General features: G+C 61.3%; 41 protein-coding genes and 2 tRNA genes. 38 read left to right on the forward strand and 5 right to left on the reverse strand.

The features are described 5' to 3' along the window. Positions 1 to 91: 91 nt before the first annotated feature. Both tig and AC3WLB_RS01315 read right to left on the reverse strand, forming a co-directional pair. Complete coding sequence (tig, locus tag AC3WLB_RS01310; protein WP_492502565.1) at positions 92 to 1,450, reverse strand: trigger factor; 1,359 nt, start codon at positions 1,448 to 1,450, stop codon at positions 92 to 94. 57 nt (positions 1,451 to 1,507) lie between these two features. After that, positions 1,508 to 1,582 (reverse strand) — tRNA-Pro (locus tag AC3WLB_RS01315). 104 nt (positions 1,583 to 1,686) lie between these two features. Between AC3WLB_RS01315 and AC3WLB_RS01320 the strand changes: the two genes are divergently transcribed. After that, positions 1,687 to 1,760, forward strand: a tRNA-Gly gene (locus AC3WLB_RS01320). A 107-nt stretch (positions 1,761 to 1,867) separates the two neighbouring features. After that, on the forward strand, positions 1,868 to 3,073 hold the full coding sequence (locus AC3WLB_RS01325) for a tyrosine-type recombinase/integrase (protein ID WP_492502567.1): 1,206 nt from the start codon (positions 1,868 to 1,870) through the stop codon (positions 3,071 to 3,073). Here AC3WLB_RS01325 and AC3WLB_RS01330 read toward each other — a convergent pair. Continuing rightward, positions 3,070 to 3,516 carry an ImmA/IrrE family metallo-endopeptidase gene (locus AC3WLB_RS01330; protein WP_492502569.1) on the reverse strand — a complete coding sequence of 149 codons (447 nt, stop codon included), beginning with the start codon at positions 3,514 to 3,516 and terminating at the stop codon, positions 3,070 to 3,072. The genes AC3WLB_RS01325 and AC3WLB_RS01330 overlap by 4 nt on opposite strands. Next, positions 3,513 to 3,971 carry a helix-turn-helix domain-containing protein gene (locus AC3WLB_RS01335; protein ID WP_492502571.1) on the reverse strand — a complete coding sequence of 153 codons (459 nt, stop codon included), beginning with the start codon at positions 3,969 to 3,971 and terminating at the stop codon, positions 3,513 to 3,515. Before AC3WLB_RS01335 ends, AC3WLB_RS01330 begins: the two co-directional genes overlap by 4 nt. A 160-nt stretch (positions 3,972 to 4,131) precedes the next feature. On the opposite strand from AC3WLB_RS01335, the gene AC3WLB_RS01340 reads away from it, so the two are divergent. The 10 genes from AC3WLB_RS01340 to AC3WLB_RS01385 all read left to right on the forward strand — a co-directional run bounded on the left by AC3WLB_RS01340 (position 4,132) and on the right by AC3WLB_RS01385 (position 8,275). After that, positions 4,132 to 4,371, forward strand: a complete 240-nt coding sequence (locus AC3WLB_RS01340; protein ID WP_492502573.1) for a hypothetical protein — start codon at positions 4,132 to 4,134, stop codon at positions 4,369 to 4,371. After that, on the forward strand, positions 4,368 to 4,619 hold the full coding sequence (locus AC3WLB_RS01345) for a hypothetical protein (protein WP_492502575.1): 252 nt from the start codon (positions 4,368 to 4,370) through the stop codon (positions 4,617 to 4,619). Before AC3WLB_RS01340 ends, AC3WLB_RS01345 begins: the two co-directional genes overlap by 4 nt. Next, the gene (locus AC3WLB_RS01350; RefSeq protein WP_492502577.1) at positions 4,616 to 5,071 is read left to right on the forward strand and encodes a GIY-YIG nuclease family protein; all 456 of its coding nucleotides are present in this window, start codon (positions 4,616 to 4,618) and stop codon (positions 5,069 to 5,071) included. The genes AC3WLB_RS01345 and AC3WLB_RS01350 overlap by 4 nt, the downstream gene beginning before the upstream one ends. 789 nt (positions 5,072 to 5,860) lie before the next feature. Continuing rightward, positions 5,861 to 6,178 carry a hypothetical protein gene (locus tag AC3WLB_RS01355; protein WP_492502580.1) on the forward strand — a complete coding sequence of 106 codons (318 nt, stop codon included), beginning with the start codon at positions 5,861 to 5,863 and terminating at the stop codon, positions 6,176 to 6,178. 128 nt (positions 6,179 to 6,306) lie between these two features. Continuing rightward, positions 6,307 to 6,459, forward strand: coding sequence for a hypothetical protein (locus AC3WLB_RS01360; protein WP_492502582.1), 153 nt, complete (start codon positions 6,307 to 6,309; stop codon positions 6,457 to 6,459). 18 nt (positions 6,460 to 6,477) lie between these two features. After that, complete coding sequence (locus AC3WLB_RS01365; protein ID WP_492502584.1) at positions 6,478 to 6,675, forward strand: hypothetical protein; 198 nt, start codon at positions 6,478 to 6,480, stop codon at positions 6,673 to 6,675. Next, on the forward strand, positions 6,675 to 7,040 hold the full coding sequence (locus AC3WLB_RS01370) for a hypothetical protein (protein WP_492502586.1): 366 nt from the start codon (positions 6,675 to 6,677) through the stop codon (positions 7,038 to 7,040). The genes AC3WLB_RS01365 and AC3WLB_RS01370 overlap by 1 nt, the downstream gene beginning before the upstream one ends. 237 nt (positions 7,041 to 7,277) lie before the next feature. Continuing rightward, positions 7,278 to 7,478, forward strand: coding sequence for a hypothetical protein (locus AC3WLB_RS01375; protein ID WP_492502588.1), 201 nt, complete (start codon positions 7,278 to 7,280; stop codon positions 7,476 to 7,478). 29 nt (positions 7,479 to 7,507) lie between these two features. Beyond that, the gene (locus tag AC3WLB_RS01380) at positions 7,508 to 7,792 is read left to right on the forward strand and encodes a hypothetical protein (protein ID WP_492502590.1); all 285 of its coding nucleotides are present in this window, start codon (positions 7,508 to 7,510) and stop codon (positions 7,790 to 7,792) included. A gap of 267 nt (positions 7,793 to 8,059) precedes the next feature. Beyond that, positions 8,060 to 8,275 (forward strand): hypothetical protein, encoded by a 216-nt coding sequence (locus tag AC3WLB_RS01385; RefSeq protein ID WP_492502592.1) that lies wholly within the window; start codon positions 8,060 to 8,062, stop codon positions 8,273 to 8,275. A gap of 137 nt (positions 8,276 to 8,412) precedes the next feature. Here the strand turns inward: AC3WLB_RS01385 and AC3WLB_RS01390 are convergent, their stop codons facing one another. Further along, complete coding sequence (locus AC3WLB_RS01390; protein ID WP_492502594.1) at positions 8,413 to 8,628, reverse strand: hypothetical protein; 216 nt, start codon at positions 8,626 to 8,628, stop codon at positions 8,413 to 8,415. Between the two features lie 35 nt (positions 8,629 to 8,663). On the opposite strand from AC3WLB_RS01390, the gene AC3WLB_RS01395 reads away from it, so the two are divergent. The 26 genes from AC3WLB_RS01395 to AC3WLB_RS01520 all read left to right on the forward strand — a co-directional run bounded on the left by AC3WLB_RS01395 (position 8,664) and on the right by AC3WLB_RS01520 (position 21,053). Beyond that, on the forward strand, positions 8,664 to 8,840 hold the full coding sequence (locus AC3WLB_RS01395) for a hypothetical protein (RefSeq protein ID WP_492502596.1): 177 nt from the start codon (positions 8,664 to 8,666) through the stop codon (positions 8,838 to 8,840). Positions 8,841 to 8,868: 28 nt separating this feature from the next. After that, a complete protein-coding gene (locus tag AC3WLB_RS01400) occupies positions 8,869 to 9,231 on the forward strand; it encodes a hypothetical protein (protein ID WP_492502598.1) in 363 nt (120 codons plus the stop codon). Positions 9,232 to 9,257: 26 nt separating this feature from the next. After that, positions 9,258 to 9,530, forward strand: coding sequence for a hypothetical protein (locus AC3WLB_RS01405; protein ID WP_492502600.1), 273 nt, complete (start codon positions 9,258 to 9,260; stop codon positions 9,528 to 9,530). Between the two features lie 117 nt (positions 9,531 to 9,647). Beyond that, positions 9,648 to 10,619 (forward strand): YqaJ viral recombinase family nuclease, encoded by a 972-nt coding sequence (locus AC3WLB_RS01410; RefSeq protein WP_492502602.1) that lies wholly within the window; start codon positions 9,648 to 9,650, stop codon positions 10,617 to 10,619. Then, the gene (locus tag AC3WLB_RS01415; RefSeq protein WP_492502604.1) at positions 10,616 to 11,452 is read left to right on the forward strand and encodes a recombinase RecT; all 837 of its coding nucleotides are present in this window, start codon (positions 10,616 to 10,618) and stop codon (positions 11,450 to 11,452) included. Before AC3WLB_RS01410 ends, AC3WLB_RS01415 begins: the two co-directional genes overlap by 4 nt. Continuing rightward, entirely contained in the window at positions 11,445 to 11,816 is a 372-nt protein-coding gene (locus tag AC3WLB_RS01420) for a RusA family crossover junction endodeoxyribonuclease (protein WP_492502606.1), read from the forward strand. The genes AC3WLB_RS01415 and AC3WLB_RS01420 overlap by 8 nt, the downstream gene beginning before the upstream one ends. After that, positions 11,813 to 12,130 (forward strand): DUF4406 domain-containing protein, encoded by a 318-nt coding sequence (locus AC3WLB_RS01425; RefSeq protein WP_492502608.1) that lies wholly within the window; start codon positions 11,813 to 11,815, stop codon positions 12,128 to 12,130. The genes AC3WLB_RS01420 and AC3WLB_RS01425 overlap by 4 nt, the downstream gene beginning before the upstream one ends. Then, positions 12,127 to 12,300, forward strand: a complete 174-nt coding sequence (locus AC3WLB_RS01430; protein ID WP_492502610.1) for a hypothetical protein — start codon at positions 12,127 to 12,129, stop codon at positions 12,298 to 12,300. The genes AC3WLB_RS01425 and AC3WLB_RS01430 overlap by 4 nt, the downstream gene beginning before the upstream one ends. Next, positions 12,297 to 13,058 (forward strand): DNA-methyltransferase, encoded by a 762-nt coding sequence (locus AC3WLB_RS01435; RefSeq protein WP_492502612.1) that lies wholly within the window; start codon positions 12,297 to 12,299, stop codon positions 13,056 to 13,058. Before AC3WLB_RS01430 ends, AC3WLB_RS01435 begins: the two co-directional genes overlap by 4 nt. Before the next feature lie 128 nt (positions 13,059 to 13,186). After that, complete coding sequence (locus AC3WLB_RS01440) at positions 13,187 to 13,657, forward strand: hypothetical protein (protein ID WP_492502614.1); 471 nt, start codon at positions 13,187 to 13,189, stop codon at positions 13,655 to 13,657. Continuing rightward, the gene (locus AC3WLB_RS01445) at positions 13,654 to 13,890 is read left to right on the forward strand and encodes a WhiB family transcriptional regulator (RefSeq protein WP_492502616.1); all 237 of its coding nucleotides are present in this window, start codon (positions 13,654 to 13,656) and stop codon (positions 13,888 to 13,890) included. The genes AC3WLB_RS01440 and AC3WLB_RS01445 overlap by 4 nt, the downstream gene beginning before the upstream one ends. Then, positions 13,890 to 14,252, forward strand: coding sequence for a hypothetical protein (locus tag AC3WLB_RS01450; RefSeq protein WP_492502618.1), 363 nt, complete (start codon positions 13,890 to 13,892; stop codon positions 14,250 to 14,252). The genes AC3WLB_RS01445 and AC3WLB_RS01450 overlap by 1 nt, the downstream gene beginning before the upstream one ends. A gap of 189 nt (positions 14,253 to 14,441) precedes the next feature. Beyond that, positions 14,442 to 14,663, forward strand: coding sequence for a hypothetical protein (locus tag AC3WLB_RS01455; RefSeq protein WP_492502620.1), 222 nt, complete (start codon positions 14,442 to 14,444; stop codon positions 14,661 to 14,663). Between the two features lie 320 nt (positions 14,664 to 14,983). Continuing rightward, the gene (locus AC3WLB_RS01460; RefSeq protein WP_492502622.1) at positions 14,984 to 15,271 is read left to right on the forward strand and encodes a hypothetical protein; all 288 of its coding nucleotides are present in this window, start codon (positions 14,984 to 14,986) and stop codon (positions 15,269 to 15,271) included. A gap of 315 nt (positions 15,272 to 15,586) precedes the next feature. Beyond that, positions 15,587 to 15,949 (forward strand): hypothetical protein, encoded by a 363-nt coding sequence (locus AC3WLB_RS01465; RefSeq protein ID WP_492502624.1) that lies wholly within the window; start codon positions 15,587 to 15,589, stop codon positions 15,947 to 15,949. Further along, entirely contained in the window at positions 15,946 to 16,170 is a 225-nt protein-coding gene (locus tag AC3WLB_RS01470) for a hypothetical protein (protein ID WP_492502626.1), read from the forward strand. The genes AC3WLB_RS01465 and AC3WLB_RS01470 overlap by 4 nt, the downstream gene beginning before the upstream one ends. A gap of 611 nt (positions 16,171 to 16,781) precedes the next feature. Then, positions 16,782 to 17,213: a single-stranded DNA-binding protein gene (locus AC3WLB_RS01475; RefSeq protein WP_492502628.1), complete on the forward strand. Its 432-nt coding sequence runs from the start codon at positions 16,782 to 16,784 to the stop codon at positions 17,211 to 17,213. Between the two features lie 28 nt (positions 17,214 to 17,241). Continuing rightward, positions 17,242 to 17,520: a hypothetical protein gene (locus AC3WLB_RS01480; RefSeq protein ID WP_492502630.1), complete on the forward strand. Its 279-nt coding sequence runs from the start codon at positions 17,242 to 17,244 to the stop codon at positions 17,518 to 17,520. 244 nt (positions 17,521 to 17,764) lie between these two features. Then, on the forward strand, positions 17,765 to 18,376 hold the full coding sequence (locus AC3WLB_RS01485; RefSeq protein ID WP_492502632.1) for a hypothetical protein: 612 nt from the start codon (positions 17,765 to 17,767) through the stop codon (positions 18,374 to 18,376). After that, positions 18,373 to 18,726: a hypothetical protein gene (locus tag AC3WLB_RS01490; protein WP_492502633.1), complete on the forward strand. Its 354-nt coding sequence runs from the start codon at positions 18,373 to 18,375 to the stop codon at positions 18,724 to 18,726. The genes AC3WLB_RS01485 and AC3WLB_RS01490 overlap by 4 nt, the downstream gene beginning before the upstream one ends. Further along, entirely contained in the window at positions 18,719 to 19,003 is a 285-nt protein-coding gene (locus tag AC3WLB_RS01495) for a hypothetical protein (protein WP_492502635.1), read from the forward strand. Before AC3WLB_RS01490 ends, AC3WLB_RS01495 begins: the two co-directional genes overlap by 8 nt. 124 nt (positions 19,004 to 19,127) lie before the next feature. Beyond that, on the forward strand, positions 19,128 to 19,448 hold the full coding sequence (locus tag AC3WLB_RS01500; protein ID WP_492502637.1) for a hypothetical protein: 321 nt from the start codon (positions 19,128 to 19,130) through the stop codon (positions 19,446 to 19,448). Beyond that, a complete protein-coding gene (locus AC3WLB_RS01505; RefSeq protein ID WP_492502639.1) occupies positions 19,445 to 19,681 on the forward strand; it encodes a hypothetical protein in 237 nt (78 codons plus the stop codon). Before AC3WLB_RS01500 ends, AC3WLB_RS01505 begins: the two co-directional genes overlap by 4 nt. 19 nt (positions 19,682 to 19,700) lie before the next feature. Beyond that, entirely contained in the window at positions 19,701 to 19,871 is a 171-nt protein-coding gene (locus tag AC3WLB_RS01510; RefSeq protein ID WP_492502641.1) for a hypothetical protein, read from the forward strand. 136 nt (positions 19,872 to 20,007) lie between these two features. After that, entirely contained in the window at positions 20,008 to 20,220 is a 213-nt protein-coding gene (locus tag AC3WLB_RS01515) for a hypothetical protein (RefSeq protein WP_492502643.1), read from the forward strand. Next, on the forward strand, positions 20,217 to 21,053 hold the full coding sequence (locus AC3WLB_RS01520) for a DUF7341 domain-containing protein (protein ID WP_492502645.1): 837 nt from the start codon (positions 20,217 to 20,219) through the stop codon (positions 21,051 to 21,053). The genes AC3WLB_RS01515 and AC3WLB_RS01520 overlap by 4 nt, the downstream gene beginning before the upstream one ends. Positions 21,054 to 21,076 lie beyond the last annotated feature (23 nt).

Consider the following 21,076-nt stretch of genomic DNA (forward strand, 5'->3'; position numbering starts at 1 on the left):
GATTCGTGGGGTTTCCGGGTCGCTCGTCGGGCGAACGCACGAAGGGCCCCGCATCCGTCACCGGATGAGAGGCCCTTCGTCGAGCTGGGGACTAGTGCGAGTGCCCCGCGTGGTCGTGGTCGGCGTGGTCGTCGGCCGCCTCGGCGTCGAGGAGGTTCTCGCCCTCGTCGTCGGCCGCGAGCGTGGTGAACTCGGAGATGTCGACGGCCTTGCCGTTGGTGTCGACGACCTTCGCCTTCGACAGGATGATCGCGAGCGCCTTGTTGCGGGCGACCTCGGCGACCATGGCCGGGATCTGGTTCGACTCGGAGAGGATCTTCACGAACTCGTTCGGGTCCATGCCGTACTGTGCGGAGGACTGCACGAGGTACTGGGTCAGCTCGTCCTGCGAGACCTTCACCTGCTCACGGTCGACGACCGCGTCGAGGAGGATCTGGGTCTTGAAGGTGTTGGTCGAGGACTCGGTGACCTCGGCGCGGTGCGTCTCGTCCTCGAGGCGGTTCTCGCCCTCGAGGTGACGGTGCACCTCGTCTTCGATGAGCGCGGGCGGCACCGGCACGTCGACCTTCTCGAGCAGCGACTCGACGATCTTGGTGCGGGCCTCGGATGCCTGGCCGAACGCCTTCTGCTTCTCGACCTGGGTCTTCAGGTCGGCCTTGAGCTCGTCGAGGGTGTCGAACTCGCTGGCGATCTGGGCGAAGTCGTCGTCGGCATCCGGCAGCTCGCGCTCCTTGACCGAGTTGAGCGTGACGGTGACGAGCGCGTCGCGGCCGGCGTACTCGCCGCCGAGCAGCGGCGCCTCGAACGTGGTGGTCTCGCCCGCGGTGAGGGTGTCGAGAGCCTCGTCGATGCCCTCGAGGAGCTCGCCCGAGCCGATCTCGTACGAGATGCCCGAAGCGGTGTCGACCTCGACGTCGTCGACGGTGGCGACGAGGTCGAGCTGCGCGAAGTCGCCGGTCTTGGCCGGGCGGTCGACCGTCACAAGGGTGCCGAAGCGGCTGCGGAGGCGCTCGAGCTCCTCCTCGACATCGGCGTCGGTGACCTCGGCCGGCTCGACGGTGACCTCGTAACCCTCGTAGTCGGGCAGCTCGATCTCGGGGCGCACATCCACCTCGATGGCGAGCTTGAGGTCGCCGGAGAAGTCGGCGGCCTTCGGCCACTCGACGATGTCGGCCTGAGGGCGGCCGAGCGGGCGGAGGTCGTTCTCGGTGACCGCGGCGCGGTAGAAGCCGTCGAGACCGTCGTTGACGGCGTGCTCCAGCACGGCTTCCTTGCCGACGCGCTGGTTGATGATGGGCGGCGGCACCTTGCCCTTACGGAAGCCGGGGATGTTCACCTGCTCGGCGATGTGGCTGTAAGCGTGATCGATGCTGGGCTTCAGCTCGTCGGGGGTCACGAAGATCGCGATCTTCACACGCGTTGGGCTGAGCTTTTCGACCGTGGTCTTCACGTTGGGGTCTCTCCTGATGCCATCTGGCTTGTTGATGAGTTGAGGTTCGGCGTCGTGTCGGGGCGACAGGATTCGAACCTGCGACCTCCCGCTCCCAAAGCGGGCGCTCTAGCCAAGCTGAGCTACGCCCCGGCGGCGAAATGGCCTCGGCAAGTCTACTGCACGCCCACGGGCCGACACACAGCGCTTCCGAAGCTGTACTACGATGTTCGGGTGCTGGGGTGTGAGCCCCTCATGGGGATGTAGCTCAATGGTAGAGCCTCAGTCTTCCAAACTGATCACGCGGGTTCGATTCCCGTCATCCCCTCCAAAACAGGCCCGGAATCACGCGGAAGTTAGCCTCCGACAGATGACGTGCCTACATTTCGGCCTACATTGTCGGTGGTTGTGCCTACGTTTCACAGTAGGAGGCTCACAATGGCAAGCGTTACCGCCCGTCGCAAAGCAAACGGAGACGTCACCTGGCGCGTCCAATTCCGCATCAAAGGACGGATGACCCAGGAGTCGTTCGCGGATGAAGCCGCAGCTCTCAAGTTCGGAAACCTCGTAGACCGGATCGGCGGCGAAGCAGCGCTCCGAGCTCGCGCGGCCCGAAACGTGTCCGTCTCCCCCACCCTGGCCGAGTTCACCGAGAAGTACCTCGACCCAACAACCGGGCTTCTTTCCGGCGTCACGCCAGGTACCCGCAACGGCTACCGGCAGATCGCTGAACGGTCCTTTCTTTCGATCTTGGGTCCGTACCCAATCGACGCCATCACAAAGCAGGACGTGGCCGCGTGGGTGACCTGGCAGGAAGACCAGCCATCCACCCGTCACAAGGACCGCAAGGTGGCGGCGAAGACCATTCGCAACTACCACGGGCTGCTCTCAGCCATCCTCGCGGCGGCTGTCGAGGCGAAGAGGATCGAATCGAACCCGGCACGTGGAACGAGCCTCACGAAAGGGCGTCGCGCAGGTGTCACGTTCGTGACCAAGGACGAGTTCGAGATCATCATGAAGTTCATCCCGGCCCACTACAAGCCGCTGACGCTCATGCTCGCCGGCACCGGGATGCGGTGGGGTGAAGCAACTGCGCTCACATGGTCCGATATCGACACGGCCACGAACCCGCCGATGGTGCATATCGAGAAGGCATGGCAGAAGAGCGCCAGCAGCACGCCCGTCCTGGGGCCGCCCAAGACGCAGAAGGGCATCCGTACAATCTCGCTGTGGCCGGAGCTTGTAGCGGCGCTTGGTGACCGTCAGGGCGGCAATGAGCTGATATTCAAGGGCGAACTGTCCGGCAATCGCATGTGGTCCGAGCGCTTCCACAAGGCAGCATGGGTGCCCGCCATCACCGCCGCGAATGATCCCGAAAGGTGCGCCGCAGAGGGCGTCAAACCGATTGGCAAGAAGCCACGGGTTCACGACCTCCGCCACTCACACGCATCGTGGCTCATCGCGAAGGGAGTCCCGCTCCCCTACATCCAGCACCGACTCGGCCACGAGAACATCACGACCACCGTCGACTTGTACGGGCACCTGCTGCCAGACATGCAGAATACGACAGCGCGGGTCCTGGCTGAGGTCATGGAGAACGTGCTGCCATCCAGCCTGACACCCCTGGGCGAAATCGTCGCCTAGCGGTTCGCGAACTCGCGGATGAAGATTGTCATCACCTTCTCGGTGACCTCAATCTCGAGGGCCACCCGCTCCATGTCGTTGGTGAACTCGAGAGCGTTGTAAACGTCACGAGGACGGACGAGACGCCGAGCGGAAATGCGATCGGCTCGATCTTCCTGCTTCTTATCGTCGCCAACGTCGCCATGTTCGAAGTGAACGATCTCGTGGGCGATGGCACAGCGCTCCACGATGCCGTGAAGGTTCGGCCGAACGAAGATCGCGTGGTGTTCTTCCGAGTAACACGCATCGATATCATCACGCGGCAATTCGCGATAGATGACCGGGATACCCAAGTCTTCGGCGTGAGCGTAAGGATCGTATCGCCGGGCGCAAGGGCCGTCGTAAAAGCTATCCCGGCCGAACATGTAGGCGGTCGTACCGGCGTAGGCATCAGCGATAGTCATAGGTTGTCCTTCTCCTGCGACGGCGGCTCCTGCTTCTCTGCAGCCGCTATCAGTTCCGCATTGAGTTCCGTTGTGTATAGGTCAGGATTCTGCACCCGACCACCGACATCGGGCACGAGAGACAGTGGGACAGGCTCCGTGATGGTCTCGCTAGCCGCTCCGGCTTCAACGCGGCGAAGGGTCTCGCGAACAAGCTGGGCGTCGGTGGCGTTTTGAAGGGCCATATCGAGTGACATCTCTGCGATGTCCTCCGCAGTGATGATCCCAGCCTCGATGAGGGCTGGTACTACCGGTCTCTCGTAGACGCGGCACAGGTCAGCCACGGTGTATGGGTTGACCTCTCCCCTTAGCTCCCGTGCCAGGGTTCCGGGATCTTTGCTGATCCGCTTCGCCATCTCGCGCATACTGCGCGCGGGGAGGTAGCCCTTCAAGTACGTGCCGTAAGTCTCATTCACATGTTGAAGCTTGTAGCACTTTTGCATCATTGTCAAGCGCATTCGCCTCAAATACCGCGGAGATGCGTCGCAGAAATGCGTCATTGTCCGTTCAAGTGCTGTACATCTGCGACAGTGCGTGGCAGAATTGCGACAAGCAACACGAACCAAAGGAGGCGAAGTGGCCAGCAGGCTCCAGATCAAACCCGGTCTACTCGCCCGGCTCCGTGAGGTTCGGAACATCCCGAGCGAAGAGCACCAGGCACGCATGATGGGCGTTGATCGGACAACCCTCCGACGCGTCGATGCAGGCAGTACCCCGTCTGGTGCCTTCATGGCAGCGCTCTGCGAGACCTTCACCCTTGGTCTCGGAGAAGCGTTCGAGATCGTCACCGAGCCGTCAGTGAGCCGTGCAGCATGAGCACCGAACAAGAGGAGGCGGTCGATGTCATCGGCATCGCCCGCATTCTCAAGACATCCAAAGAGAGCGTCTACCGCAAAGCGGTGAACGTCGCAGAGCAAGAGCCGGAGCCCTGGCAGATCCCGGGCTTCAAGATCGGCTCCCGTTGGAAGTTCTTCCCATCCACTGTGCGCGAGCACATGACTAAACCCGTCGATCCGTGGGCGTACCTGCCGGCGGCTAAGCCGAAGTTGCGGAGGGCATCGTGAAGACCGCGCCTGTCGTCAACACCCGCCACTGGGAGTCATGCCTGGAGCGTGTGCAGAAGCAGCTTCGCTATTGCGCGAAGGTGCCGGTGTACTTCGCTCAGGCGGAACGCACCGGGGAGATCAAGATCGGTTTCTCCACGCAGGTGTACTCACGTCTATACGCCCTGGGTAACCAGCGCTTCACCCAGATGGAACTGCTGGGTTGGAAGCGTGGTGGTCCCGCGATGGAGCGGAAGATGCACGCGAAGTTCGCTGATCTCGCTTTGGGCCATGAGTGGTTCGAGGCGGACCCGGTGCTGTTCGACTACATCGAGAAGCACACCAGGCACGACGAGGCCCCTCATGTGGCGTCGAAGTACGGGCGTATCAACGACGCGAGTTTCGACACTCTGCTCTTCGCGGAGAAGCGGTACCTGGATCTGATCGAACAGCAAGTTCCGTACAGGCCGTAGCCCGGCATCTCAGCCCCAGTCGCTTTCGTCGGCGTCTAGGGCACTAATCGTCGCGCCTTGAACCTGACCGGTTTCGGGGGCTGCACGACAGCAAGTTGACAACTCCACAGCAGGCCCCGCGTCGCAGTAGATCAGGCTCCATATGGCTGACGGCAAGCGCTGACGGTGAACCCCGTCGAGCATGGGCAAGTAAGCGAGACCTGAGTGGTCTCGACACACAAGTTTTGGTTCCCGCATTACGGGGGCGTCCCTACCTCATTGCTTTCGCAGGGGACGCTGCTACACGGTCACATCATCGGGCGTAGAGGCGCTGTCAGGTGGCTAGGACGGGCGGGGGGCCGGGGCTGCGCACTATCGGCTCATCAAGATCCTTGCGGGGTGAAGGTGCGGGATTCGAACTCCCGGCGCAGCACTGAGGCAGGTGATGATCTCGTTCTTTCCGGGTTGGCCTGTGACGTGTGGTAGCTGATCACCATGTTCGTGAAGCTCGACCACACCTGCCTCTCCTAACCGGAGGACGGAGAAGACAATGCCGGTCGCACCTACTGAGCAGGGTTTCTGGGCCGCTTGCCTCGATTGTCAGTGCACGAATGGGCAGTGGCTTGATTTGGGCGAATGGACGCTCAGAGAAGAAGCCGAACGGGAACTGCGGAAGCACCGACGCAAGATGCATGACGCTAAGCCCGTCGAGGTGAAGCACCCGTACTACAAGCTGCGTTAGCCACGCAGCCCCACATACCGTCCAGTCACTCCTCAGGTCATAATCACTTTTAGTGAAAGGAGGGCATCATGCCTCGCACCATCGAATCGATCGTCCGTAACCATGAGACGGCCGCTGCGCTTCGTGCTAGCGGCAAGAACGTCTGGAAGTACAAGTTCTTCGCTCAGCTAGATGACGGCCTGACATTCGTGCAGAAGCGCGATGAGTTCGCGTCGGCGCTCAAGGCTTCGTCCTGGTTCCGGGCTGTGGCTCACTCCGACGATGACGAACTCTGGATTCTCTGGGACGAGATCAAGGATGCCGAGGATGTGGAGCATTTCGATGCTGTGCTGGATGCGATTTACGACCTCGCTGATGAGGATCGTTGTTGGATAACGCTCCGGTAGCTTCCGCCGCACGTTCTTGGGGGACGGGTTGACCTTCGGGTTGGCTCGTCCCTTTCTTATACCGCCCCGTCGCCCTTTCCCCTGAGGGTGGCGGGGTTCTTCTTTCCCCACCGTGTAAGGAGCACGAAATGGCAACACAGGAAGAGACGGGCGTCTGGTTTGACCACACGACGCTGGCCGATTGGTGCAAGTCGCTTGAGCGGGCACTCGAAGACGGTGACCTGGAGCGCGTGCGAAGCGTCTACGAAGACCTTGACGCCTCGATCAATTACGCCGAGTAGACGAAGGGATCGAACCAAATGAAGAACGGGCTGTATCGCAATAGCCGTGACGCCGAGTTGCATGTGACCGGTTTCGCGTCGGATGTCGGTGCTTTCAAGACCCTCGGCGGCATCTACCGCGCGGAGGCGCATTCCCTGTTTGGCGTAACGCCTTATCTCGTGACCGATCAGAGCTTGGCCGATTGTGGCTTCGAGCTGATCACTGAGGAGTCCTGATGTCCACTTCTACCCCTTCGATCTACCTGGCCGGTGACCAGCCGAGAGCCCGCGCAACCGATCCGGACACGTCTCATGCGGCTGCCGACCGGTCGTCAGAGAAACTATCGCGGCTGGAAAGGATCGTTCTCGCTTTTTTTCAGTTCGCTGGCGTTGAGGGCCTAACCGACTCTGAACTGGATAAGGCGTATTCGTTTCAGCAAAAGGAACGCAGCGGCTTCCCGGAGGTTCGGTACGAGACCCCTCGGAAGCGTCGCAGTGACCTGTACCGGAGACACGGCCTGCTCGAGGATTCTGGTCTTCGCAGGCTGAATGATGCGGATGGCTTCGAGGTCGTCTGGGTTCTCAAGGGGCTGATCCCGTGATCCGCCGTCTGCTTTGCATTCTGGGTTTCCATTCGATGCGGTGGTGCCCGTCTGAGTCTGTTGACGTGATGGTTTGCCGTCACTGCGATTACGCAACGGAGGACTACTGATGACGGCCCGTGATTTGCCTGCTGGTGCGCGGTTCATGCGCGGCCTGGGTTTCGCTGTCCCGGTGTCGGCCCTGATGTGGGGTGTTCCGGTGTTGGTGTGGCATGTGCTCGTGAACGGGAGGATCTAATGCCCGAGTTCGAAGTAGGTGACCGTGTGGTCGCCGCGGCCCCGGTGAACGAGAACTGGAACGGATCGATGACGGCAACAGTGACGGGTGCTTTCCCGGAGGTTCGGCGGATGCACATTCGCTGGGACCACGGTGCCGTCAACTACAGCGTCGACATGGACGACTTCGTTGAGCGTGACTACTCCGACGGGAGGGTGTGATGAGAGGCAATGGACCGACGCTGCGAGCGGTGATCGATGAGTCCCCTGCCCTCAGCCGCGACGAGTTGCAAGAGCACGGTAACCGCCTCCTGACCGAGGCTCGTCAAGCGGCGATGGACGCGGTTCGTGAGTCAATGCACAGCCAGTGGTTTGAGCGGGGGCGCAGCCTCACGCCGGCTGAACTTCGCCTGTGGCGGCGTGACATCCGGGCGGCGATCACCGCTTGGCAGAAGGCTGACGCGATCGTTTCGGAACTTCTGAATGAGTTCGAGAAGACCGTCCGATCCAGCACCCATAGGTCAGGGAGGATCTGATGGCGATTGTCTTCCGATACCCTCGACGCCCGCCCTGGCTGTACCCCGCTGGGACTATCGTTCAGACCCGATTCGGTCAATTCCGAGTGTGTGTCTGGAGCGACCCAAATAGCGGCTTCTCGATGCGCGAATGGCGGTCCTTGCCGTGAACCGCATCATCGCGTATCTGACCCGCCCGACCCGTCACCGGATCACTTTTCAGTGTGACCGCCCGGAGTTGTGGCACACGAACGGTGCGGTGTTCTGCACCTGTGCAAGGAGGACCAAATGACTGCCATCACAGCCCCTGTGTTCGAGCTCGGCCAAACGGTCAGAGCCACTCGCGGACCCACAACCATCGTCGGTGAAGTCGTCGGCTACTCGCATCACACGCAACCATTGATGACTATCCTTCCGCACGGCCTGAACGATCACCCGTTCTCCACGTTCGACATTTGGGCGAACGACGGGTGGGTAATCGAAGTACTCACGGAGGTGCCGTGATGGGAACTAATTACTACGCGCAATGGCGCATCAGCGAACCCTCCCGTGACTCTCCGTGGGGCATCGACCAGCCTGCGTTGACTCTGACACTTCACATCTGCAAGTCGCTGACTAGCTTCCAGGGCGCAGTTTTCAACTCATGGTCGGCGTGGAAGAACTTCCTGATAAGCAACCGCCACGCCGTTACTATCCGCGACGAGTACCAGCGAGATATTCAGACCGAGGAGTTCATCGCTGACGTTGAAGCACAGACTCCGGCCAACCGGAGTCGGCAGCACCAGTGGCTTCTCGACAACATAGGCATTGGTCTCATGGATCGAGATTGGCTCGACGCGGATGGCTTCAGTTTCCATCGAGGTGAGTTCTCGTGAGGTCGTCGGGTGCTTACGTGTCCGAATCCGAATCGCACCTCGACTTCGACTGCGAATGCGGGTTCGCCGGAACCGTGGACGTGAAAGACGACTACGAAACCGAAGAGTCCTGGTGGTTTTGCCCCGACTGCCGAACCACACACCAGGTCGAGTGGGACTGGAACGAAGACCCGGAATGGGGAATTGAGAAATGAACCTGAATCTTCGAAAGGACGGCCAGTGATGATCACCAACGAGACGTTCTATCGCGCCGAATGCGATGGTGTCGGCTGCAAGGCCACCCTGCCCAACGACGAGAACGAGAGCGGCACGCACTGGCCGATTGAGTCGGTGCGCGAAGCACTCGCTGAAGAGCGCGGTGAGTACGACGAGTCGTGGACGGTCGTGGGCGAGCAGACATTCTGCCCGCGCCACAAGCCGGGCAACGCCGAATGCACGGCCTGCGATGGGCGCGGGTACTTCCGGGTTGAGCGCGTCGGAGAGCGCGAGCCGGGGCAGCCGCGCTACGAGTTCACCGACTGCCCGGTGTGCGGGGCCCGCGGCTACATCGCGCCGACCCTGAACCACGAGAACGGCGGTCAGTGATGGGAACTCGACCGAGCAGGGCGAAGATGTGCAGCTGGCTGTCCGGCGCACTGAGCAGCCTCCCCGTGCGCCCTTGGAATCCAGCGGACATCAAGCGCCAGATGGAGTTGGCTGTCGACGCGGAGCGCCGGATAAGCGCACTCTCGACGATCGCTGGCGAACTCGGCTGGCATGCCGACGCGAGCCTCGACTACGCCTGGGAACTCATCCAGGAGTATGACAAGCAGCGCGCCGAGGCCCGGGCGAAAGCGCAAGCCGAGCCTGCACTGAATCGCGACAACAAGGGCCCGACCCCATGACCCCCTTACCTTCCCTGCTGTTGGCCTTGACTGGTCTTGTAGCGGTCCTCACGGCCATCGTCCCCCAATTCGGGTCGGTGGCCTTTCTTCTTCTCTTCGCAAGCTTTGGAGCCGAATATGTCGTACGAAGTTCTGCCCGAATTCGAGCAAGACAGCCCCGAGTGGCACGATGCAAGACGCTCTGGCATCGGGGCAAGTGAAGTAGCCGCGATTCTCGGCTTGTCACCATGGCAGACCCCGCTTGAGGTGTGGAAGAGCAAGATGGGTGTCCCGCACGAGATCCCCGAAGACCTCGCTTACTTCGGGCACGCTCTCGAGCCGGTCATTGCCGGATGGGTCGAAGCAAAGCATCCCGAGGTTGGGATGCTTCCGGACTACCGCGACTGGCCCCTCTCCGCGCGCTCGATCGAGTGGCCATGGCTTACTGCGTCGCCAGACCGGTGGGCGTGGAACTGGCCTGACACCAACCCCACCATCCCTGTCGAACTGAAGACCAGCAGCGCGTACTCGAAAGAGGCGTGGGCGCAGGGCGTACCTCTCTACTACGAGGCCCAGGTGCAGGCTCAACTCGCGGTGCTCGATGCTCCATACGGATGGCTTGCCGTTCTACATGGCGGTAACAGTCCTGAACTGTTCCGAGTCGAACGGGACGAAGAGTTCATCCAAGAGCATCTGATCCCGAAGACGAAAGCGTTCTGGGAGAACCACGTGCTCGCGCAAGTCGCACCAGAGCCCGTCACCAGTGCTGAGGCAGCCGAGTTGTGGCCCGGTGCGGCCGGCGCATCCATCGAAGGCGACGAACGCCTCTATGAGGCGTGGGGCGCGTATGGGCTTATGCAGGCAGAACGGGTCGAACTTGACCAGCAACTCGACCAGATCCGTTTGACGCTCCAGAAGGCCATGCAGGACGCCACCAGCCTCACCTACGGGGGACGCGAACTGTTCACCTGGAACCCGCGCGCCGGATCGAGACGATTCGACACCACCGCGTTCAAGAAAGACCACCCCGACCTTGCCGCCGAGTACACCCGGCAGGCAGAACCAACCCGCGTCTTCGTGCGCAAAACAGTCAAGGAAGTCGAAGGATGAGCGCACTCGCGCAAGCCACCGCTACCAAAGCGGTACAGCAGCAGAAGAACCCGACAGTCCGCGATTTGATCGAGGCGCAGAAACCCGCGATCGAACGGCAACTGGCTGGGGCGATGAACTCGGACGCGTTCATTCGGGCGATCCTCTCCGAGATCACCAAGTCACCCGACCTACAGCAAGCAGACCCGAAAACCCTCCTCGGCGGTGTCATGTTGGCCGCACAGCTCCGACTCGAAATCGGGGCCGGGATGGGCGAGTTCTACCTCACCCCCCGCAAAGACCACGGCAAACAAATCTGCCTCCCCATCATCGGGTTCCAAGGGTTCGTGAAACTCGCCCTCAGATCCGGTTCCGTGGTGAACATTCAGTCCGCGATAGTCCGCGAAGGCGACGACTTCACCTACGGTTCGGACGCAACCCGCGGGATCTTCCACGAGTGGCGTCCCCGCGACTTCGACGAGACCCGCCCCATGGTCGGTGTCCTCGCAACCGCTGTTATGCGAGGCGGCGGCACCACGTGGGCGTACCTGACCAAAGAGCAGGTCGAGAAACGCCGGCCGTCGTACTGGCAGTCCACTCCGTGGCGTGACCACGGCGACGAGATGGCGAAGAAGTCCGCCGTCCGCGCCTTGGCTAAGTACCTCCCGAAGTCCACCGACCTCGGCACTGCGCTCAACGCCGACGAACAGAAAGTCCAGCACATCAAGGGGTTGGACGAACTGCAGGTCACCCGTGATGACGGAGAACTCGCAGTCGTCGACCAGTCACCCGAAGGCGATGGCGACCCCGGTTTCCCCACCCTCGACATCCCGGCAGGAGACGAGCGTGACTGACCTCATCGCCGCGTTCACCGTGTGGGGTGAACCGAAACCCAAGGAACGCCCCCGGTTCGGGAAAGGTAGAGCGTTCACGTCTAAGAACACGGTCGCTGCAGAACACGCAGTCATCGAAGCGTTCGACCTCGCCTGCCCCCTCTGGGAACCAGTGAGCGACGACATCCGGTTGGAGTTCGACTTCTACCGCAAGGGTGCCCGACGCGCGGACCTCGACAACCTCGTGAAAACCGCCCAGGACGCCCTCAACGGTGTCCTGTACGCCGATGACGCCCAGATCACAGAGTTGCATGCCTGGCGGCACCACGGGGCCGGAGAACGCGCCAGAACCGAGATTCGCGCCTACTACACGGAGGCACCATGACGACCATCTATGTAGCCGGTCCGATGACAGGGCTGCCCGACTTCAACTACCCAACGTTCCAATGGGCGGCCAACTGCCTGCGAGATGCAGGCTTCGAGGTGGAAGACCCATCGACCAACATCAACCCGACACCCGGCGACTACCACGGCTGGCTTCGCGCGGGACTTGCCCAACTGATCAGATGCGATGCGATCGCGCTGCTTCCCGGTTGGGAGGCATCCGGTGGTGCCCGCCTTGAGGTGAATGTCGGCGCGACCCTCGGCCTCAAGGTGCGGCCTCTCGATAACTGGCTAGAAGAGAGGGTGACCGCATGACCGTCATTACCCTGACGCCGACACGGCGCAACCCGGACCGGAAAGCCCAACCCGTAACCGGTGTTCGCATCGGCCACACCGACACCATGTGGGTGGTCCGGGTCGATGGGGAAGAACTCAACCGGGTGTTAGACGCCCGCCACTACACGCTCCGAAAGGAAACGGCATGAAGCCGTACTACGAAGACGACCTCGTGACCCTGTACCACGGCGACTGCCTTGATGTGATGCGGACCATCCCCGATCAATCAATTGACATCATCGTGACCTCCCCGCCCTACAACATGGGGCTTGTACCTGGGGGCAACGGGCGCGGAATGTACAAGCCCGGTGCGAGCAACAAGGGAGGCCGTTTTCGGGATGGGTACGGCGCGCACGACGACGCCATGGATCAGCAGGACTACAACGTTTGGCAGCGAGACGCGCTTGCCGAGTGCTGGCGAATCGCAAAGATGGCCGTCTTCTACAACCACCGCCCCCGCGTGGAACATGGCGTGCTGCGCGACCCGCTAGACAATGACTTCGGCATCCCCCTGCGCCAGAGGATCATCTGGAATCGCGGCACTGGAATCGACGTGAATTTGCGGGCGTTCTGCACTCGCGGCGAGTACATCTACCTGTTCGCCAAACCCGACTTCAAACTTGTCTCCCATTCCGCATCCGGGATGGGTGATGTTTGGGATCTAGGCATCGACCACGAGATGACCGGGCAACACCCGGCCCCATTCCCGCTGTCCCTGCCTGGCAGAGCAATTGAGGCGACTGGCGCGCGGTCGGTGCTTGACCCGTTCGCAGGCTCAGGCACAACCTTACGCGCTGCATCGGACCGCAACATTCGGTCAGTCGGGATCGAGCTGGAAGCGCGATTTTGTGATCTCGCGATCGGACGGCTCTCACAGCAGGCCTTCGACTTCGGGGCGATCGCGTGATTCCTCGCAGGGTTGTGACCCAAGTTCTCGAACGCGACACAAAGGCGCGCACGTAACGCAGCCCTAGTTCTCTCGGACGGCCCAGACCACTCCTGTCGGGCCGACCTTTTTCATACCCGAAGGACGCCATGACAATCAGGCCCAAATACGAGAAAACACCCAAACGACAAACGTTGGGCAAGAGATCCCGCAGCCAAGTCGAGAAGAACCGAGAAGGCATCTACCTGCGAGACGACTACCGGTGCGTTGCCGCGAACAGCTCATGGACGAAACTGTTCCCCTGCGCAGGCGGGCTGACCATTCAGCATCGCATCGGCAGGGGTATGGGCGGGTCCGCAAAGTTCGACACCCCAACCCACCTCATCACAATGTGCGCTGTCCACAACGCGCTAGAGCCCGCCAACGGCAGCTTCCACAACTTCTGCGTGCGCAACGGATGGTCGATACCACGTAACCGGGACATCGACCCCGGAGACATTCCCGCGTCCTACCCAGACGGCAACTGGTACCAACTATCCAACATCGGTTTCGGGCGCATCTTCCTCGCACCTGAAAGAGCGCTCGAGATGCGCTCAGTCATCGGAATCGAAGTCCTGTGACCTATAACCCGATCGAACAACTTCCGTGGATGACAGACGCCGCCTGCGCGAACATCGGCGGCGACATCTGGTTCCCCGGCCAAACAGAACCCAGAGCCCGCGCCGTCCGCATCTGCCAATCCTGCCCCGTTCGCCGTGAATGCCTCAACTACGCACTCACCAACGGCGAAACGTGGGGCATCTGGGGCGGGCTCTACGGGCGGCAACTCGCGCGACTCAGAAAGAAGGGCTGATGGAACTCACATGGTTCAGAGCGGACACCAGCTTCGCCGTTCACGACAAGATAACCGCCCTCGTAGAAACGTACGGGGCGAAGGGAAAACAGGCCGGATTCGTGTACATGTGCGCGCTCGGACACTCAGTTGGGCACGTAACTGACGGCCTAATCAAGCGCACAACACTCAAATGGGTGCACGGAACACCCGCCGACGCCGCCATTTTGGTGCAATCCGAGCTGTGGGAAACGGACCCGGAAGGGTGGCGAATCAAGAATTTTGGGACCCGCCAAATCGTCGGCGCAACACAGCAGGTGATCGCTGAGGCCAAGGCTGCCGCGGGAAAGAAGGGTGCTGAGAAGAGGTGGGGAGATGACTGATCAGCCCCTCTGCTACATGGCAGACCTACATAGGTACCCATATAGCTGCCCGATGGCACGAACGAACACTACCCACGAACGAACGTACGCAACTGACGAACGCTTCCAAGACTCAGGGATAAATCGTTCAGTTCTGCATGCGGCGAACCCTGTGGATAACCCCAATTCGTCGCCCCGAACGGACCACCAATGAGCGTCCGGTTCGAAGTGACATTTGCGTGTGACGACCCAGCCATCGCCGCTCACCTCCGCGAGATCGAATCACTGCCCCGCGCGGAGCACCGATTGCAGATGGAGGCCGCGCTTATGCAGTGGCTGGCCAACAAGTGGCTACTCGACGCAGGCCGCATGGCGGGCCGGGAAGCCGCTTTCGATTACAACCGGCGACGCAAGGCCAAGGAGACGCTATGAGTGCGGGCTACCACGATTCATTGCATTGGGACGGACCATGGCCGTGCGATAGCGAGCTCTGTGAGTGCGGGCGACCCGCCCACTACATCGGCCACCACTACCCGGACACATCGCAACCCGGCATGACCGTCACCTGGTGCATGTGCGGCGGGACGAACGGGTTTCATCATGCGTGAGCCGCGATGGGTGAAGCGGCGCAGACAGGCAGTGATGGAAGCCAAGAAAGTCCCGCTTCGGTTCGTGCTCGGGCCGGGCCAAGTGTGGCAAACCCAGGCCCTCGACAAATGCTTCAGCAAAGTCAACAAGGGAGTCATCAACTGATGGACGACAACACCGCAATCGTGTTTACCATCCTGGTGATAGCCGCAGGCATCGCCGCAACGTCATGGTCCCGGTCCTGGGCCAGCCGGGCGACTGACAAGTTCAGCGCCGAGAAGACACGAGCTCAGGCCGATCTGATCAAAGCAGAATCCGCGCGAGACGCATGGCAGGAAGCACAGCGACGCGACCTCGCGGATGCGTGGGATGACGGCTACGAAACCGCCGCCCGGTTCCACGAGGGCGACGAACCCGAGCCACGCAGCAACCCTTACAGGGCGGTGCGGTGATGGCGCAGATGTCAGAGAAAGAGCAGCGCTTGTGGGAGATCGTCTCGCAGGTTGTTCCTGCGGCGATAAGGCGAGAGCGGGCGATCGCGTGGCGGGAGGGATACCAGGCGCGCATTGACGACCGACTACGTGCAATCGCTAACGGCTACCCGCAGGTGAGCACCACTAACCCGTACACGGAGGTGAACTGATGGTCGATTTCCGCGATGACGAACAGAACGATGCTGACCCCGAGGCCGAGTATGTGGGCCCGCGACTCCGGTGCTTCTGTGGCGGCGAGCACATCACCGGCTGTTGCATGCGGGAGGTAGACGCGTGAACGACACAACGCAACTCGACGGGGCAGGCGATCTACCTACCCCAACACTGGAGTCATCAAACGCGGAAGAGTTCGCGGCGCGATGGAACGCCATGTCACCAGACAACCGGGAGGCATTCTTCCAAGCTATCCGCATGTCGGACCTCGAATGGCTCCGCTGGCGCGAGACACGGGCCGAGGTTCAGGCGTATGTGAAGACTCTCGAGGCTCAGCGAGATCAAGCGCAAGCTCGGCACATTGAGACGTTCGCGACCTTGCAAGCGGAGCGTGCGTCGCATGCGTCCATCGGTGACCACGATCACGAGTTCGAGGACTGCTGCGTCATCTGCGGGAAGACATGGAACGAGGTCAACGAGTGAACGCCCGTCAGAAGGCGGCTCGTCTTGAGTCCGTCCTGGACCAGCACACCGCCTGGGAAAACCGCACCCTCGCCGACCTGCACACAGCCGGATACAACTTCCGGTCCATCGAAGCCGCATACGCATACCGGGCCGCGCAACGCACACTCGCCCGACTCAAACACGACGAGCTGATAGAAGCCGTCACCCTGTTCAATGAGACCAAAAGGAGAGCGGGTTAAAGCCCAGATAAACCGGGCTTTTTGATAGAATGGAAACGGCCCGAAACCGAGTGTTGGAAGCACTCGCCCGGGCCTAACCATCCGAATCACTTGACTGATTGGAGGGCTGCCATGAATGGTACCCGAACGCCCATATCTCCGGTCTCCCAGATCGAAACATTCTGGGGAAAAGTCGATAGGTCTGGCGGAAATGACGCCTGTTGGCCCTGGACCGCGGCCGTGAACAAGGTGACCGGTTACGGCATCTTCCACCCGTCTAGAACCTCTGGATACCCCCACACGGTTTCAGCGCATCGGTTCGCCGCTTCACTCGCTGGCGTCATCGAACTAGCCGATCCGACGCAACATGTCGACCACACATGCCACAACGACACCGGGTGCCCTCCTGGGCCGTGCGAGCACCGGATCTGCTGCAACCCACGGCATCATCGGCGCACAACGAACAGCGAGAACGTCAACAACTCTCACAACTCGAACGCGCGAAAGACCCATTGCCCCCACGGGCACGAGTACACACCAGAGAACACGCGCCTGCAATCGCGGCGCAACACCATCCTTCGCAAGTGCATCGCTTGCGAGAAAGAGCGCGAGAGCGCACGAAGGGACGCAGCATGAGCGGCGAAACGATCGTCACAGTCGTCGGAAATCTGACCTCTGACCCCGAGCTCCGATGGACGCAGAACGGTCTCGCGGTGGCGAACTTCACGATTGCCGTGCAGGACCGCAAGTTCGACAAGACGACGAACGAGTATAAGGACGGCGACGCACTGTTCCTGCGGGCGTCGGTGTGGCGTGAGGTCGCGGAGCATGTTGCCGGGTCGCTGGTGAAGGGGTCGCGGGTGATCGTGACCGGGAAACTGAAGCAGCGCTCCTACGAGACGAAAGAGGGCGAGAAGCGCACCACTATCGAGCTCGAGGTCGACGACATCGGTCCGTCGCTGAGGTACGCGACCGCAACCGTGACCCGCACCACTTCTGGTGCTCCTGCCCGTCCTGCTGCCCCTGCTGTCGATGACTGGGCGGCCGGAGACGCGCCGTTCTGAGCGCCCCTTGGGGAGGAGAGAAGAAAACATGAGCGACTACTACCGGGAGTCATCGGGCATACCAGAAGTGGAACCGACGCATGAAGCCGCGGTTGAGCGGATGGTCACAAGAATGGCGGCGGTGTTCCGCGAACGGGTGGGCGAGTTCCTTGCCGATCTTCTCGATGACCTCGCGCCAGGATACGTTCCGCCAATTCAACGGGACGCATCGGACGACGAAAACGACGAGGTGTTCGCGGACGCTCTCAACGAGTTCGAACACCAACTGATTGCCGCTGTCAACCACACGAGAGGAGAAGCAGCATGAAAGCAATGACACTGAGGATCGATGACGCTGACGCGGAGCGGTTGCGCCAAGAAGCATTTGATCGGCGCATCTCGCAGACGGACATCGTTCGCCACGCCCTGCACGTCTACCTGCTCCGGGGTGAGCCCGAGGCGCGAGTGCGGTCCGTCTGCGACGCCCTTGACTGCGCGCAGCCGTCCGTGATGACGACCACGCCAGGCGGATTCCGCTTCTGCGACATCCACGCACCTGAGGGGGTGTCTTCATGACCGCCGAGAACGAAGGCCATGAGAACTGGCGTAAACAGTACCCAGAGTTCGCCACTTGGCTGGACAACCACCCCACCCCTGACCCGTCTGTGCGTGTGGCTGAGATCGAAGCACGCGAGAAAGCCGCAACCGAAGGGCCGTGGGGCTGGACCGGCGACATTGAGGATGGCGAATGTTCCCTCGGTGGGCCCGCTGCCGAAACAGTCCTCTGGGCGAACGGTATGCACACCGAGGGTTACGTCAACGTCAGTCAGGCCGATGCTGAGTTCATAGCTGCGGCAAGGTCTGACATCCCGTGGCTGATCGAGCGTCTACGCGCAACCGAAGCCGAGACGGCGGCACGAGATACGGTGATCGCGAACGCCAAGGAGGCGTTGCAGGGTGAGACTGCTGAGCGCGGCATGGGTGTGTTCGGCTTCATGTCGGGGCAGCGTGAACGCGCACGTGCCACCCTGTCTGCTGCCCCTGCTTCGGTTCTGCGGGAACACGACGCCGCCGTGTGGGACGAAGGGGCATGGTGGGCGTACGCAGAACTCACCGGCGACCTCGACGGTCGCGCATGGCTCACTGAGGCCGACAACCCGCACCGTGCAGGAGCCGAACAGTGAGCGCAGAGTACGCAGGGATGATGTTCGACGCCATGTCGCCGAGCCGAGACGAAAGGAATGAGCCCGTGATCGCACGACTGACCGTTCAACGCGGTGATCTGACTGAATACCCGCTGGCTGAGCGCACGAGGGGCGGCTGGCAGAACGGAGTGACCTTCTACCCGGATGATGAGGTGGTGAAGGTTGTCGAAGGATGGGGCTACACCAAGGCCCTCAACGCGCTGCTCGACTGGCTTCCGTCTCACATCACCCACGTCGCTGTAGAGGAGGTTAGGGCAGCTCTCGCGGGCGAGCAGCGCTGGATCAACCTGCTAGAAGCTCGGGGTAAGGCGGCACAGGATGATGAGTGACACAGAACGCGATGAACTGGCTCACCTGATCGACCCGAACGCGCTCGAACTCAACGCGTACCCGTGGCCGCGTGCCGCCGCTGACCGGGTGCTCGCTTCTGACTGGCTGGCTCGGCGTGACGCCCGAGTCGCGGCCGAGGCGATCGACCAGGCAGCCACCGATATGCCGACCACGGTCTACAGCGACTCGGGACTTTTCCACAGGCCGATGTCGGTCGGGGATCTGCGGTATTGGCTGAGGAACCGGGCATCCACCCTCCGAGGGCAGGTGAAGTGATGCCCTCCACCGCTGTCATCCTCCACTGCGACCACGACACCTCGACCGGCGTTGAAGGTCCGATCCGTGACCTTGGGCGGTGGCCGGTCATCTGGCGGTGCGACGAGTGCGGGACGGTGCACCTGTGACCCCGATTGAGCGTTTGTGGGCGTCGAAAACGAAAACGACCAGCACCGGGACCGTGTTGCGGGTGTTCGTGACCTGGGATGAACTGAGCCAGACAGAATCGCGACTCGACAACGACACGGAACAATACGGGACGCTCCCGCCATTCAAGCCGTGGGAACACGACGGAACCGCGCTCGTACATGTCCTGTGGGCCGCGAAGCATCGAGGCCTCAACATCAACGATGCTGACGAGATAGCGGCGATGATCCTGCGGTCACGTTGGCTCGCAGCTCGCATCGCATTCGCCGCCTCTGAGACCCCAGGAGACAACACATGACCGAGAACCAGAAAGCGCTCGACGACTTCAACCCGAATCGCGAAGCTGTGTGGGTCGCGCACTATTGGGACTTCTCCGACATCGCCGTGTTCGCTGGCGGACTGGAGTGTCTGCGGTATGCGCTATCGAACAGCATGTCTGTTGCCAGGGTGCCACTCGGGATGAGCGTCCGCGAAGCGCTCTCGCGCCCTGACCCCGCTGATACCCGTAACGAAGAAAGGACACAAGACTGAAATGGCGCAAAATACGACCATGGACAAAACGAACCGACTCATCTACAAAACCTCAAACGGCGAGCAGCTTGAACTGATAGTCACGCATGACGGGTACGTGAGCCCACCCAAGATTGTCACTACCGCTCCCGGCGGGGACGCGAAAACCTACTGGTACGACGGTATGGCTGATGAAGAAGCGCCCGAATGACGAACCTTCCTCGCGGTATCCACCCTTACGCCCCTTCCGTTTCGGACAGGGGCGTTTCTGTTACCCGCTGCTGCGCCCGGTGTAAGACCCCGTACTTCTGCGGCAACAACGAATGCATGTGCCACAAGGAGGCAGCATGAAAAAACTGCTCTGGTTCACGCTCTACGTACTGCTGTTCCTCCTTCTGCTTGGCCTGGGTGGTTTGACGCTCATAACCATCATCGGCGGCTTCATCTACCTGAGCTGGTGGACCCTGCTACTGATAGTCGTTGTTCCGGTCGAAGCATTCGCATGCGTAGCTACTGGGGCTCTCATCTTCAAGGCCATCGATAAGGGATTGGAAGCATGACCGAAGAACGCAACATCCTCGCCGACATCCTCGCCGCCGTCGACAAGCTCACCACCGAGTACCGGGACGCTCACTGGTTGCAGGATGACGACTCCGACGCCACCGCCATCGTCAGACTCAAGAGAGACGGGCTACTCAAGCAGCTCAGAGACTCCATCATCGGCGGTATCGGCGCACACGCCGGCTCATCCGACCCACGAACCCGTCTACCCCTCGACGCGCATGCCCTCGAAATGTACAACGCCATCGAAGAGCAGATCGCCGAATGGTTCGTCACGTTCACCCGCCAACCTGTGCACCTCGACCCGGAAACGAACCTGCGGCAATGGTTCATCCGCTTCAAGGTAGAGGTCCAACGCGGTACCGTGGCCGACTCTGTGGAACGCTCCTACCTCAGCACCCTCAACGGTTGGGTGTACGCCATCGAAACCAAGTTCAACCCGCCCAAAACGCTTGAGCTGACCGTCAACGAGTACGAACAAGCAATCGACGACGACGGGGAACCGGAGTTCAACGACGCGGGCGAACCAGTCTGGCAGTTGGAGAAGAACCCGGACGGCGGCATGCGACGCAAGGTCAGGAACCGGCACCTAGCCGAATGCCCTGTGTGTGGCGCGCAGCGAGCATTCGATCCGAAGAACGGCGACCAGATGCCCGCCCTGATCCTGGAGTTCCGCGACGAAGGAAACCAAACCCTCGAGAACGCCACCGGACTCTGCAGAGCATGCGAGCAGGTATGGCGCGGAGGACACCAAGTGCGACTACTCAGTTGGGAGGTGGGGCAGCAGGAGATCGCACTCAACACGCCGCAACATGAAGTGGCGGAAAGCTGACGATTCGTGATTTAATTGACCTC

Source organism: Herbiconiux sp. FW305-C-125 (assembly GCF_058783455.1).

What these genes read in the sequence shown, in the direction of transcription:
- AC3WLB_RS01325 (WP_492502567.1), top strand. Translation starts at nt 1,868, where the DNA reads ATGGCAAGCGTTACCGCCCGTCGCAAAGCAAACGGAGACGTCACCTGG.
- AC3WLB_RS01330 (WP_492502569.1), bottom strand. Translation starts at nt 3,516, where the DNA reads ATGACTATCGCTGATGCCTACGCCGGTACGACCGCCTACATGTTCGGC.
- AC3WLB_RS01345 (WP_492502575.1), top strand. Translation starts at nt 4,368, where the DNA reads ATGAGCACCGAACAAGAGGAGGCGGTCGATGTCATCGGCATCGCCCGC.
- AC3WLB_RS01355 (WP_492502580.1), top strand. Translation starts at nt 5,861, where the DNA reads ATGCCTCGCACCATCGAATCGATCGTCCGTAACCATGAGACGGCCGCT.
- AC3WLB_RS01360 (WP_492502582.1), top strand. Translation starts at nt 6,307, where the DNA reads ATGGCAACACAGGAAGAGACGGGCGTCTGGTTTGACCACACGACGCTG.
- AC3WLB_RS01365 (WP_492502584.1), top strand. Translation starts at nt 6,478, where the DNA reads ATGAAGAACGGGCTGTATCGCAATAGCCGTGACGCCGAGTTGCATGTG.
- AC3WLB_RS01370 (WP_492502586.1), top strand. Translation starts at nt 6,675, where the DNA reads ATGTCCACTTCTACCCCTTCGATCTACCTGGCCGGTGACCAGCCGAGA.
- AC3WLB_RS01375 (WP_492502588.1), top strand. Translation starts at nt 7,278, where the DNA reads ATGCCCGAGTTCGAAGTAGGTGACCGTGTGGTCGCCGCGGCCCCGGTG.
- AC3WLB_RS01385 (WP_492502592.1), top strand. Translation starts at nt 8,060, where the DNA reads ATGACTGCCATCACAGCCCCTGTGTTCGAGCTCGGCCAAACGGTCAGA.
- AC3WLB_RS01390 (WP_492502594.1), bottom strand. Translation starts at nt 8,628, where the DNA reads ATGGAAACTGAAGCCATCCGCGTCGAGCCAATCTCGATCCATGAGACC.
- AC3WLB_RS01400 (WP_492502598.1), top strand. Translation starts at nt 8,869, where the DNA reads ATGATCACCAACGAGACGTTCTATCGCGCCGAATGCGATGGTGTCGGC.
- AC3WLB_RS01405 (WP_492502600.1), top strand. Translation starts at nt 9,258, where the DNA reads ATGTGCAGCTGGCTGTCCGGCGCACTGAGCAGCCTCCCCGTGCGCCCT.
- AC3WLB_RS01410 (WP_492502602.1), top strand. Translation starts at nt 9,648, where the DNA reads ATGTCGTACGAAGTTCTGCCCGAATTCGAGCAAGACAGCCCCGAGTGG.
- AC3WLB_RS01415 (WP_492502604.1), top strand. Translation starts at nt 10,616, where the DNA reads ATGAGCGCACTCGCGCAAGCCACCGCTACCAAAGCGGTACAGCAGCAG.
- AC3WLB_RS01425 (WP_492502608.1), top strand. Translation starts at nt 11,813, where the DNA reads ATGACGACCATCTATGTAGCCGGTCCGATGACAGGGCTGCCCGACTTC.
- AC3WLB_RS01430 (WP_492502610.1), top strand. Translation starts at nt 12,127, where the DNA reads ATGACCGTCATTACCCTGACGCCGACACGGCGCAACCCGGACCGGAAA.
- AC3WLB_RS01435 (WP_492502612.1), top strand. Translation starts at nt 12,297, where the DNA reads ATGAAGCCGTACTACGAAGACGACCTCGTGACCCTGTACCACGGCGAC.
- AC3WLB_RS01440 (WP_492502614.1), top strand. Translation starts at nt 13,187, where the DNA reads ATGACAATCAGGCCCAAATACGAGAAAACACCCAAACGACAAACGTTG.
- AC3WLB_RS01450 (WP_492502618.1), top strand. Translation starts at nt 13,890, where the DNA reads ATGGAACTCACATGGTTCAGAGCGGACACCAGCTTCGCCGTTCACGAC.
- AC3WLB_RS01455 (WP_492502620.1), top strand. Translation starts at nt 14,442, where the DNA reads ATGAGCGTCCGGTTCGAAGTGACATTTGCGTGTGACGACCCAGCCATC.
- AC3WLB_RS01460 (WP_492502622.1), top strand. Translation starts at nt 14,984, where the DNA reads ATGGACGACAACACCGCAATCGTGTTTACCATCCTGGTGATAGCCGCA.
- AC3WLB_RS01475 (WP_492502628.1), top strand. Translation starts at nt 16,782, where the DNA reads ATGAGCGGCGAAACGATCGTCACAGTCGTCGGAAATCTGACCTCTGAC.
- AC3WLB_RS01480 (WP_492502630.1), top strand. Translation starts at nt 17,242, where the DNA reads ATGAGCGACTACTACCGGGAGTCATCGGGCATACCAGAAGTGGAACCG.
- AC3WLB_RS01485 (WP_492502632.1), top strand. Translation starts at nt 17,765, where the DNA reads ATGACCGCCGAGAACGAAGGCCATGAGAACTGGCGTAAACAGTACCCA.
- AC3WLB_RS01495 (WP_492502635.1), top strand. Translation starts at nt 18,719, where the DNA reads ATGAGTGACACAGAACGCGATGAACTGGCTCACCTGATCGACCCGAAC.
- AC3WLB_RS01505 (WP_492502639.1), top strand. Translation starts at nt 19,445, where the DNA reads ATGACCGAGAACCAGAAAGCGCTCGACGACTTCAACCCGAATCGCGAA.
- AC3WLB_RS01510 (WP_492502641.1), top strand. Translation starts at nt 19,701, where the DNA reads ATGGACAAAACGAACCGACTCATCTACAAAACCTCAAACGGCGAGCAG.
- AC3WLB_RS01515 (WP_492502643.1), top strand. Translation starts at nt 20,008, where the DNA reads ATGAAAAAACTGCTCTGGTTCACGCTCTACGTACTGCTGTTCCTCCTT.
- AC3WLB_RS01520 (WP_492502645.1), top strand. Translation starts at nt 20,217, where the DNA reads ATGACCGAAGAACGCAACATCCTCGCCGACATCCTCGCCGCCGTCGAC.